7 protein-coding genes are annotated in these 11,564 nt (G+C 67.6%); 3 read left to right on the top strand and 4 right to left on the bottom strand.

Going from position 1 to position 11,564, the window contains the following annotated elements:
• The first annotated feature begins 138 nt into the window (after positions 1-138).
• The 3 genes from ACWCP2_RS16715 to ACWCP2_RS16705 all read left to right on the top strand — a co-directional run bounded on the left by ACWCP2_RS16715 (position 139) and on the right by ACWCP2_RS16705 (position 2,677).
• The gene (locus ACWCP2_RS16715) at positions 139-1,245 is read left to right on the top strand and encodes a helix-turn-helix domain-containing protein (protein ID WP_450909314.1); all 1,107 of its coding nucleotides are present in this window, start codon (positions 139-141) and stop codon (positions 1,243-1,245) included.
• The gene (locus ACWCP2_RS16710) at positions 1,242-1,784 is read left to right on the top strand and encodes a hypothetical protein (RefSeq protein WP_384127604.1); all 543 of its coding nucleotides are present in this window, start codon (positions 1,242-1,244) and stop codon (positions 1,782-1,784) included. The genes ACWCP2_RS16715 and ACWCP2_RS16710 overlap by 4 nt, the downstream gene beginning before the upstream one ends.
• 158 nt (positions 1,785-1,942) lie before the next feature.
• Positions 1,943-2,677, top strand: a complete 735-nt coding sequence (locus ACWCP2_RS16705; RefSeq protein ID WP_450909313.1) for a hypothetical protein — start codon at positions 1,943-1,945, stop codon at positions 2,675-2,677.
• Between the two features lie 53 nt (positions 2,678-2,730).
• Here the strand turns inward: ACWCP2_RS16705 and ACWCP2_RS16700 are convergent, their stop codons facing one another.
• The 4 genes from ACWCP2_RS16700 to ACWCP2_RS16685 are packed head-to-tail and all read right to left on the bottom strand — an operon-like array spanning position 2,731 to position 11,304.
• The gene (locus tag ACWCP2_RS16700; protein ID WP_450909312.1) at positions 2,731-4,002 is read right to left on the bottom strand and encodes a TIGR02679 family protein; all 1,272 of its coding nucleotides are present in this window, start codon (positions 4,000-4,002) and stop codon (positions 2,731-2,733) included.
• The gene (locus ACWCP2_RS16695; protein WP_450909311.1) at positions 3,999-8,318 is read right to left on the bottom strand and encodes a TIGR02680 family protein; all 4,320 of its coding nucleotides are present in this window, start codon (positions 8,316-8,318) and stop codon (positions 3,999-4,001) included. The genes ACWCP2_RS16700 and ACWCP2_RS16695 overlap by 4 nt, the downstream gene beginning before the upstream one ends.
• Complete coding sequence (locus ACWCP2_RS16690; protein WP_450909310.1) at positions 8,315-9,736, bottom strand: DUF2398 family protein; 1,422 nt, start codon at positions 9,734-9,736, stop codon at positions 8,315-8,317. The genes ACWCP2_RS16695 and ACWCP2_RS16690 overlap by 4 nt, the downstream gene beginning before the upstream one ends.
• Positions 9,736-11,304, bottom strand: coding sequence for a TIGR02677 family protein (locus ACWCP2_RS16685; RefSeq protein WP_450909309.1), 1,569 nt, complete (start codon positions 11,302-11,304; stop codon positions 9,736-9,738). The genes ACWCP2_RS16690 and ACWCP2_RS16685 overlap by 1 nt, the downstream gene beginning before the upstream one ends.
• Positions 11,305-11,564: the final 260 nt, after the last annotated feature.

Raw genomic sequence — 11,564 nt, 5'->3', positions numbered from 1 at the left:
CGGCGATCACCTTGGCCGATATCCGTCCACGATCCCCGCCCGGCATCGCACGCCGTTCCGACGGGATCGGGCGCCGACCTGCGCACCAGCCCTCGACTCGCCTTGTGGACGGTGCAGGCATCGGGCTACTGTCCACCGGTGTCCAGCATCTCCAATCGCGTCCAAAGCCTGATGGAGCAGTCAGGCTTGAGCCTCCACGACTTCGCCGAGCAGGTCGATCTCGACGCCGCGCAACTCGCCGAATCACTGAGCGGCGCGAGCGAGTTCTCCGTCGTCGACCTCGCGTACATTGCCGAGGAGTGCGACGTCTCCTTGGACTGGCTGCTCACCGGGGCCGAACCCCCGCTGGCCGTGGCGGCAAGGACGACCACCGGCGAGGCCGGCGAGGCCCTCAACGCGGCCCGGGATTACACCGCCCGGCGCACGGACCTGGTCACGCTAGGCTACCCACAGCCCTGGCGACCTGTCACCGCGACAGCACATGCCACCAGCAGTTACACGGCCCAGGGACAAGCACTGGCACAAGCAGCCCTCAAGGAAATAGCGCGCCAAGGCCATGCGGTTACCGCCGACAACCTGGCGGAGCTGATCGAGGAGACCTTCGGCGCCGATGTAGCCGTCGTCCAGCTCGGTGACGGCTTCGACGGCCTCACCGCCACGACGCAGGACGCCAAGCTCATCGTCCTGGCCACCACCTCCAATCCGGCACGTCAGCGCTTCACCCTCGCCCACGAACTCGGACACCTCCTCGCCGACGACAACCAGGACGTACACCTCGACCGGGACCTCTTCGCACCCGCTCAGAGGCGCGATCCCAGCGAGCAGCGCGCCAACGCCTTCGCCTCCGCCCTCCTGATGCCTGAGGGCACCGTGCGCGAAGCCATCAAAGCCGCCGGCCTTACCCGCGAAAGCTACGCAGCCCTTTCCTGCGACCTCATGGTCAGCCCCGAAACCCTCGCGTATCGCCTCGAGCAACTCCGATTGATCGACGCCGGCACACGCGACCACTACAAGCGGATGACAGCCGGCGAAGCCGCACGCGTCGTCGGCCGTAGTGAACAGTTCGAACAGCGCGCCACCCTCTCGCAACAGCCCCGGCTACCCGGGCTGCTCGTACGCGACACACGCGCCGCCTACGAGGCTGGCAAGGCGACACTGCGCCCCTACGCCACACTGCTCGGCGTCGACGTGGACGAGCTCAGGACCGAGCTCAACCCGGACCAGGAAGACGACGGTGTCGCATGAGCGAGTACCCGTTCCTGTTCCCCGACAACACCGTCCTGTGCAACTTCGCCGCGGTCGAACGCCTTGACCTCCTGAGCAAGGTCCTCGACGGGCGGGGCAGATGGACCGAGGCTGTGGCGAGGGAGGCCCGCAGGTCCGCACGGCTGCTGCCCGCCTTGCAGGATCTCAGCTGGCAGGGCTGGCTGGGGGACCCGATCCCAATCGGGAACCGCGAGGACACAGACCGAATCCTCAGCATCCGCACCGCCGTGTTCGGCGGCGCGGCCAATCGCCCTTCGCAGCACCTCGGCGAGGCCCAGACCTGCCATATCATCAAGAACTGGGCCGAGTTCGCCGAGTCCTGCTGGATATCCGATGACCGCGAGTCCCTGGACTACGCCCGCAGGGAGGACATCCACACCGCAGAGACCCGTGATGTGGTGAAGTGGGCTGTCAAGGCTGGCTTGATCACGGCCCAGGACGGCTTCGGGCTTATGCAGCGGATGCGGGACGAGGGCCGCCACCCCCGGATGCCCCAGTCTGCCGCCGCACTGGCATAGACCCGGCAACCGTAGGAGACCGCGGGGAGGCCGGGCGGCGGCCCGGTCGGCCGTTGAGATGACCACACCCTGACGCTGGCCCCAGGGCCGTATCTACCCGGGGCCACCCATGTCAGGCTGTACACAGTCCCGGGCCACAATGAGTCATGCTTCGGGACATGCACGACACCGAGGAGACAGCTGTGGACCAGTCCGCCCGCGAGGAGCAGCTGCGCGCGGAGGCTGAACGAAATGGGGTTTCCCCAGCCGCGATCCAGCACGCGGTGGAGGTGATCGCTGCCGTCCAGAGGCGCGACAGGGATGACTATCGCGCAAATTTCGGCGGCGAACTCACCCTGGACCAGTGGTTCGAAGGGTACGGCACGGAGGGGTTCAACCAGCTGCTCACGTACGCGGCAGGCAAGGCTGGCCTCGGCGACGGCGGACCAGGGGTCCTGCGGCGTGTGCTGACTGCGGCCGCGCTCGCAGAACAGGACCCCACCGCGGAGAGCCCAGCGCACTGGCTTGGCTTCGCCGCTCGGCCAGTAGGACCAGACGGCTTCGTGGGCTACACAGACGTCGGCGTATCCCGGGCGGCCGAGCCGGACCCCGCAGGGCAGAAGTCTGAGGAGGACGCCGACGACTCTGGCCCGGTGATCCTCTTCGGCGAACATCCCGAACACGGATGGATTGCCGACGGTCTGTACGACGACTCCATTGTGGCGATCCTTGAACAGGCCGGCTTCTGCTACGACTCCGTACTGGCCACCCACCGCATCCCGGCCACCGTTGACCCGTGGGTGGTCCTGCGCAGAGTTGCCCGAGGTCTGCAGCAGCACGATGTGAGCTTCCTGATCCTCGACGCCAAATCGGCCGAGGAGGCAGCAGGGCCTCCGTCGAGTTCCGACCTGTAGCCCGCGTGTGTCAACCGCCCCCTGTCTTCAGCTACCCCGAGCTGCGGAGTTGCTCAGTGGATTTCCTCCGAGACGCTAGGGGACCAATCGGCCAGGAGCGTGTCGGTGACTGCTTCCTCGTAGACGGCACGGTTCTCCCTTTCCATGACCTTGGCGAGTTCTTGGTCCCAGGGGGTGCCTTGAGGCTTGCCTCCGAGCTGGACGTGATCGCTGTCGGAGCGAACCCCGCTGAGGTAGTCCGCTGCGCTCATTCGCCAGGGCTTGGCCTGGTAGCGGGTGCGGAGCTGATTCGTCATTTCGATACCGGGCCAGTCGAAGTCTCCGTGGTAGTGCAGGGTGCCACCGGCGTCGGTGATCAGGCGAGCGAGCCGATGGAAGGCGGTGGAAGGGCGGCCCTCGGCACAGATCAGCGGCGGACTGCTCTTGCCGAGTTCGCCGGCGGCGCGGCGGAGGACGGCCGGGTTCTCGCAGATGTACACCGTCGGCAGGTTTATGGCGATGGGCAGGGTGATGAGCTGGTGGAGGGTGATGTGGAAGGGGGTGCCGTAGAGGGCGGCGTCGGTGAGCCACTGGCCCAGTCCTTGGCCGGTCGCGGGGAGGTTGAGGACGAGGACGCGGCTGGCGAGGTCATCGACGATGACGTCGAAGGTGTCCCACAGCTCCCGACGGGCCTCAGCTCCTGATTCGAGTGGGATTCCGCGTGCTGTGGCAAGCGCTCGCAGGACCAGGGTGGGGAGAGCGCCTCGGCCGGGGTTGAGGGCCTTGGTGTCTCCAGTGGTGGCGTCGGCCAAGGCAGGCAGCATGACCGGAGGCAAGTCGCTGGGCCTGCTGTGGAGGTACTCCAGTACGTGGATGGCCTGGCTGAGGATGGGGGCGTCATTCTTGTTGATCAGCCCGGTGATCGTGCCGTCGGATGCGAGACCGACCAGCCATTCCCGGTACCAGGAGTGGGCGGCGTGTAGTGGGCTGGTCTCGGCCTCAGCACGGAGTTCCTGCCGGGCCTGATCGAGCGTGGTCCTCTCATCAGCGCGGAAGCGCAGTTCGGGGCCGATCCGTTCCAGGACACTGCGGAGCGACCCGCCCGTGACGTTGCGTACGCTCTCCTCCAATGCCGCGAGGGGGATGGTGAGACGGCGGACATCAGCCGAGCGGTAGGCGCCGGTGATGCCGACGACGACGTTGCGTTCGGCCGTGGTCGGGTTGGTCAGGCCGATGGAGCCTGTGATCTCGCCGCCGTTGCGTTCGAGAGAGCGCCGGGCAGCGGCCAGGAGGCGGCGGAACTCGGGGCCGCGGTAGCGCTCGTATGCCTCTGCTGACGTGGTCATTCTGATTCCTCGGCGTCGTCGTTCGCCGACTCCTCGTCGGAGAGGTCGGCGAGCAGTCCTGCCTGCGCAGGGACGTGGCGGCGGGGGGTGAAGCCGAGGAGTTCAGCGGCCAGATCGTTGGATCCGGGGTATTCAAGGTCATCGAGGATCTGTTCGCCGTCCCAGACGAGCAGCATGGCGGAGACGGTGTGGGATGCCTCGTCGTGCTTCATGTCGTAGTGCGAGATCTGCGGCACACCGGGGTAGGTGATCCAGAGGTCATGGCCGGTCATGAAGAGGTCGAGGTCGAACTTGGCGGTAAGGGTAAGAAGATCGGGACGGTACTCCTCGTCGATGCCGGCGAATGCCTCGTCCAGGGCGATCAGCCGCGGGCAGGTGTGGTAAGCGGAGCTGTACTGGGCGTGGGCAGCTGCGAAGAGCGGCAGGTGGATGGAGGCGGACTTCTCACCGCCCGACATCACGCTGTGCTTGGCCTTGGTGAGGAGTTCCCCCTTCCTCCTTTCCTCTTCGCTTCCGCCCGGCCGGAACAGGCGCAGCTCGAACTTGCGCCAGGCGCGGTAGTCCAGAACCTCTGTGATCACTTGCTGGTAAGTCTTCTTCGCGTCGGCAGCGGCTTTGGCTCGGATCTGGTTGCGCAGGTGGGATCGCAGTTCGGCCAGGCCGACGGGACCGAGTCCGGAGGCGTCTTTGTCGAGAAGCCTGTTGACGGTCTGCTGGGAGTCGGTGAGCGCGTCGGAGACGACCCAGTTGATGCCCACCGTGGTACCGGAGGACATCGGCCTGGATCGCGTGTCGGCGTCCATGCTCTTGACCAGGTCGCGGGCGGCGATGGTGCGGTCGTGGATTTGCTGGGCCAGCCCGGTCAGGAGTCCGTCTTCCAGGACGGTGCGTTCCTTGTCTTCCAGCAGCACGCTCTGATCGGCGAGTTGTTCGGCCAGGCGTCGCGCGAAGTCCGCTACCGGTGCCGGTCCTTCGCTGTCGGTGACTCGGGCCAGGATGATGTCGCCGACCGGCTCCCACTCAAAGAGGTAGCCCTGATCGGATTCCACCAGGGCCGTCTCCAGCGTGGTGATGGCGCTGGAGATCTTTGTCGTGACGGTCTTCAGGAGGCTCGCGGTGATCGCGCGACCGCGGGTCGCCTCGTCGAGCGCGCTGATCAGGGAGGCGACGGAGTCGGGGACGACGGTTCGGGCGGCCTCTGTGCCCGTGAGGGTGGTATCGGGCGAAGTGAGGCTGTTCATGAGTGCCTGGACTGCCTGCTCGGGACTCGGCCACATGTCGTGCGGCAGCCAAGCGGTGTCCGCGGTTGCTTCGAGTAGGCCCAGCAGGTCGGGCCGGGCGTACGGCTCAAGGGTGAGCGTGGTGCGCACCTGCTCGGATACGGCCGTGGCCAGTGCTGTGCGGCCGAACTCCAGGGCATGGGCGGCTTTCAGAAGCCGGTCCCGCTGTTCTTCGGCGTCCTTCTTCGCACGGTCGAAAGTCTTGCGTGCATCGGCGAGCTGCTCCTGGGATTCCGCGATCTGCTGCAGGATCTTCTGCAGGGGTGCTTCGAGCGTCGCCTCCTGGGTGCGCAGGCGTTCGTCCTGAACCGAGAAATCGTCCTTGCGTGCTTGCAGCGCCTCGGCCTGGTCCGTGCAGGACTCGGTCTGGGCTTCGATGATCCCCTTGCGGCTGGAGATGTCGCGCTCGGCTGCATCGGCCTGCTGACGGCAGGTGGAGAGCGCCGTGCCGGCGTCGGCGAAGTCGTCGATGGTCTGGGCAACATTGTCCAGTTCTTCACGCCGGGTGGGCAGACGCGCGGCCGTGGCGGCATGCCGAAGCTGCCGGTTCTTCTCATGGGCCCGGGCGATCGCTCCGTCGAGTCGCTTGCGTGCTTCGGTAAGGCGGCGGCGGGCTCCGGCGACCTTCTCCGACATCACTGCCACTTCGCCTACCGCTTCGGTGATCGCCTGGGTGCGGGGGAGCTCACGCCTGGCGCGGTCGAAGTCGTCAAAGGCTTCTTCCGCGTACCGCTGGTGTTCCCCGATGCCGGCGAGCTGAGCTTCCAGGGCGGCGATGGATTCGTCGAGGCGGCGCAGCCGTTCGCGCCGGCGGGAGGCCCGCGCGGTGGCCCCGATGTACTCCGGCCGGGCCTTGGGATGCGCACCGGCCTGGATGCCGAGGCGGAAGTGTGAACCCGTGGTCACCGAGGGAGCAGACAGCTCCTCGTCCGCTGCCGGTGCGTCGTCGGTTACGGCGATGGATGCCAGGACAGCCCGGATGGCAGCGGAGCTGACGTGCTTCTGGTCTTCGACGATCAGTACATCGGCCAGGGTGCGGCCGGTGGGCCGCTGTGCGGGAGGCAGCGGGCGGAGGAAGGCGTCGGCGACCTTGTCGTGCAGTGCCTGGTCGGTGAGCGCGGGGTCGGGGTGCAGCCAGGCGGTGAGCAGGCCGGCCGCGTACAGTGCGCCCTCCACTGCGGCTGCTTGGTCGTCGGGGACGTGATCAGCTAATCGCACGAGTTGCCACAGCGGAGCGCCGGGCCGCCCGTCGCGGCTGGCCGGGCGCAGGTCACTGGGCGGCGGCGCGTCATCACCCTCCGCCGCGACGGTGTTGCGCTCGTCCCGCCTGGCTCGCAGAGTGTCCGCGGTGTCGCCGTGCTGCCGCTTCAGGGTCTGGACGCGGGTCAGGGCGCCGGTGCGGCGCTGGTCGGTGAGGGAACGGAAGACCTCCGGCAGCGGGGCCGCCTCGGCTTCCCCCACGGCGCCGATGGCCGCGCGCAGCACGTCACCGTCCGCGGAGAGCAAGACGGCGGTGTCGTCGCTGCCGCTCCAGCGGCCGACGAACGCGTCCAGCTCCTGGCAGGCCGTGGCGCGGGCGAGGTCGAGCTTCTTTGCTGCTGCGGCGGACTGCCGCTCGGCCTCGGTCAGTTCACCGTTCGCCGTGTCACAGTGCTCTTGCTCGCGCTCCTGGTCCTTCGCGGCGGCGTCGGACGCGGTGAGGTGGGCGCGTACGTCCTTCAGTTCGCTGCGACGGGCGGCGACCCGACCGGCGACCTGCGAATCCAGCTCAGCGCCGAGATCCAGCGCGTCGTCGTCGTGCAGGATGCCACAGCGGCGTGCCGTGTCCATGAGGCTGTGGGTGTGCCGGGAGGCCGCCTTGCGCAGGTCATCGTGCCGCTGGAGGGCGCGTTCCGCCTCCTGCTTGAGTGTGGCCAAGTTCTCCTGAGCCCGGTTGAGGTGGCGTTCACCGTCGGCGATGCCCGCGCGCTCGGTGCGTACGCGCTCGCGCAGTTCCCTGAGCCCGTCCTGCTTCTTGATGGCGTCGTGGTCCTGGTACTCGACCAGGCGAGCGCCGATCTCGTTGCACTGGCGTTCGGCGGTATCCCGCTCCTGCTGTGAGGCAGTCAGCTGCCGCTCGGCGGTGCGGTGGCCGCCCGCCGCTTCCAAGATCGTCTCGCACTGGGCGGCCGTGTCCTGGATGCGCCCGGTGACGTGGTCGACACGGTCACGGGCATGGGCGCGCAGGTAACTGGTGTATTCACGCAGGAAGTCCCGGACCGCGGCATCGGCCCCCGTGAGGGCGTTGAGGAGCGCTTGGATCTCGGCGAGGTTCTCGAAGTCGCGGGCGGCCTGCAGGACCAGGCCATCGTCTACGGGACGCAGTCCGGCGGTGAGGGTGTCGGACACCTTGACCGGGTCGAGGTCCTTGGCCAGCAATGGGCGCCGCAGCTGGAGCAGCAGGTTGACCAGCTGGTTGTAGCGCTCGCGGCCCAGACCGAACAGCCGGTCGTCGACAGCCTCGCGATACGCCTCCGCTGTAGCGTAGGTGGCTCCTTCGCCCAGCAGCGTCTTGAAGGCGTTCTCCCGCAGCGGGCGTGAGGCGGCGTCCAGCAGGCCGAAGTCGATGCCGACTCGGCCGTCGGTGACGAAGAAGAAGCGGGCAGGCGTGGACATGGGCTTGGTCACCCGCATGCCAAGCCCCACGGTTACGGCCTCGAGGACCTCGCCGTCGGGTCCGGTACGGGCGAACTCCATCCATACATAGCCGTATGCGGACTCCTGCCCCTTGTAGAGGAGGTTCGACTTCATGGTCCGCTCCTCGCCGCTGAACGGATCAAGGCGCCGAGCGTCGAGGACACCGTCCAGGACCAGAGGGAACAGAACCTCAAGGGCCTTGGTCTTGCCAGAACCGTTGTGTCCTCGCAGGACCAGGCGGCCGTCGGCGAAGACGAACTCCTCGTCGGTGTAGTCCCACAGGCCGATGACCCCGGCGCGCGTGGGCTTGAAGCGAACCTCCGGCTGGTCAGCGGTGCGGGAGTGGGGGATGAGAGTCATCGAGAGGTTTCCTCAAGGGGGAAGTCGAGAGCGAACTGGCCGTCATGCGCGGGGCGGGGCAGGACGGCGGTGATGTTGCGGTAGCGGCCAGCCGCGGGCCGAACCAGGACCCCGCCGGGGACGATGTGGACAAGGCGCAGGTCCGCCAGGAGCGCGACCGCCTCTGCGAGCAGCCCGCCGGGATCGGCCTGCCACTTGTTGGTGAAGGAGGAAGCGCCGAACTCTTCATAGAGTTCGGTGATCATCTGCTCCAGGGCGCTGTGTTCTACAAAAGGCAGGCCCGCCTGCCTCTCATGCTCCGGGGCGGCCGGATCGGTGTCGTCCGTGTCGTGGCCGGCGTCCGTGTGGGGGCCGTGGGCCAGGGCTTCGAGCGTGCCGGCCTGGGGGAGGGCCAGGTCGATGCGGCTCAGCAGGTCGGCGTGTTCCTCCCCCGGGTCGGGCGGCAGCAGGAACCGCAGGCTGCTCGCTCGGTCGGGGTCTTCCCGCAGGTCCGCGACCTTCGCGAGGATCAGCCCGGCGGTGCGGTTGACCGCTCCGCCGCGGCCAGGGAACCGCTTGTCGGTGAAGTGCCCTGTGGTGTCGACGAGCATGACCCCCTCAGCCCGGCGCTCGACAGGCAACCCGGTCAGCCGTGTGAGGTCCTCGGCCAGGGTGGGCTGGCGCAGCGCTGCCGCTGTCTCCGTGTCGGTGTCGCCGAAGTAGACCACCGGGTACTCGATCAGCAGCCGACGGGCTCGCTGGGCAGCGAGCCGCCGACGGGGGTCCCGGCCGGTGCCAGCCGTCGGTGTGTCCAGCAGCCCAGCGGCGCTGGCCAGGTGCTGCAGGGGCTTGCTCGGCCGGAAGAGCGCCGCGCAGGTGTTGTGGTCGATGTCGAACAGTGCGTCCCCGCGGTCGTGGTCACGGGCCCAGTCCTCCATCGAGCCATCGGAGATCCGCAGCGCACCCCGGTCGACAAGCCAGTCCATCACATCCACGACCGCATCCTTGTGGCCCGGTGCGGTCGCATCGAAGCCCAGGTGCTCGATCGCGTTGGCGGACGGCGCGAGGAGCTTCACCAGATCGGCGAGGTTGATCTCGACCCGTGACCGATGCAGACACGCCAGGACGAGACAGAGGTAGGCCAGTCGCCGCCGGTCGAACGGTCTCTTGCTCTTCACTGTGAGGAACGCCTGGCTGTCATCGAAGGCATCCAGCCGCCGCAGCAGCCGTGCGTGACGGGCACTGGTCTGCAAGGAGTAGCCGAACAGGTTCCGGAAATCCTTGGCCAGCTCGTCGGCCCACTGCAGCACCAGCCCCAGAGCCTTGGCCCGCGGGTAGTTCTCGGTGACGAAACCGTGCAGCAGCATGAGCCGGGCCGCTTGCTGGTACGAGCCCAGGTCAGCAGTCTCCACGGAGGCGGCTACGCGATGGGCGGCCATCAGGACGTCTCCGTTCGACGACGGCGCATCGCACCATGAGGCTTGATCTCCAAGGCGAAGCCGGGCAGGTGCAACGTGCCGGTCTCGGTCCGAAGCCGGCTGCCACGCTCGTCCGGCACCAGGCGCAGCGTCAGGACGTCGCTGCTGCCAGTACCCGAACGCAGCCGGCCCGCGACGACCGTCCGGGCCTGAAGGGCACGGGTCAGCAGCTTGAGCACGGCACGGGTCTCCGCCGCGTTCAGCACCCGATCATGGGCCCCAAGGTCCAGGAGATCCGTGGCCGCCTCCCGGTCCGCAGCCCGATCCGCCAGCTGCTGCTCGCGCAGGCGGGCATGAGCGCCACGAAGGGTACGGACCGGCTGCGGGCCGCCCGGTGCCGGCCGCTTGCCATGCCGGAACAGGCTGATGCTGACCTCCACCCCGGGGGCATCCCACCACGTCGCCCGCGGAGAGATCTGGTCATCATCGTCATGCGCACCCGACAGATGCCGTACCGAGCGCAGGTCGAAGGCAGCCGACACCAGGGCGTTCGCTGCCTGCTCATCCGGCGCACCCGCCGCCCAGGCGGCGAGATGCCGCAACTGGGTAGTCCGGCTCACCCCGCCTCGACGCGACTCCGTCACCTGCCGCAGCAGAGCAATGACTCCCGAGATGGCCGAACGCGTCGCCCCCTGCAACTGAGCGGCCCTGGTTTCCCCAGTGCCTTCGGCCAAGAACCACTGACGCAACCCCATCCAGCGCCGACGCCAATCCTCAAGCCGCGCGGCCGGCCGCATCATCGGCCGCTCATCCACCGCAGCGGCCCGCTCCAGCAGGGTCTCCACCCCACTGTCTTCCACCTCGTACACAGCCTCCGCCAGCCGGGGCGCGTAACGCTCCAGCTCCGCCGTGAACTCACTCATGTGCGCCAGCAGCGCGTGCTTGTAGCGCAGGAACGTCTCCGGAGAGACATCCGTCGTACGCGCCACGTCGTTCAGCGTCAGATAGAAGCGCGCCGCTCTCTGCGTCATGTCTTCCAGCACGCTGTCGAGACGGGCGAGCTTGCGATACACCTCGTCCCGGTCTCCCTCCCGGTTCGCTGTCGCCAGAGCCTTGAAGTCAGCCAGGATGTCGGCGAAGACCAGCCGCGACAGGTTCGCGTCCTGCAGCCGGGAGCCGATGACCTCTTCCACCGCGCAATAGACGCGGTACCCGATCTCCGTGAACTGGTAGACCGACTGCCGATTCCGGTAGGCGGCCAGATTGCCGCACCGCAACGGGTCCTCCACCCGGTAGAGGACCTGTTCGGTGTCCGAGGAGAGGTTGTCGAGCATGGCCCGCAGGTTCAAGTCCGCGGCGGAAGGCACCTCGTCGTGCGCTGTCGCGAGCTCCTTCAGCGCGTTCGCCACGTCGTCGGGGTGCACCTGCGGCTGGTGTACGGCCCGCAGCACGTTCATGGCCCGCAGCACCCACAGATACGCCACAGGCTCATCGCGCTGAGTGAAGTTGAACAGACGTAGACGGTCGCTCACCGTTAATGAATCAAGATCAAATGACTCGGCGACCCCTGAGCCATCGCGCTGGAACACCAATACCGCCCCTCGCTTCGCTGTAGATGGCGCATACCCTGACAGAGGCCACTGACAATCGACTTGGCGCATCGATTTGTTTCGGGAGGCAGTTAAGCCGCCAGAGCGGTTCACAGTCGAGCAGGTGCAAGCCATCCTCGACGAGCTCGACCAGCCATGGCAGGCGATGGTGCTGCTCGCCTTCTATGCCGGGCTTCGGCGGGGACAATATGCGGACCTGCAGGAACATCGCATCGACTGGCGCCACGGCCGCCTGTTCG

The sequence above is a fragment of the Streptomyces sp. NPDC002104 genome, assembly GCF_053593795.1.
Note: the sequence above shows the minus strand (reverse complement) of the source record. Positions and strands in the feature narration are given on the sequence as shown.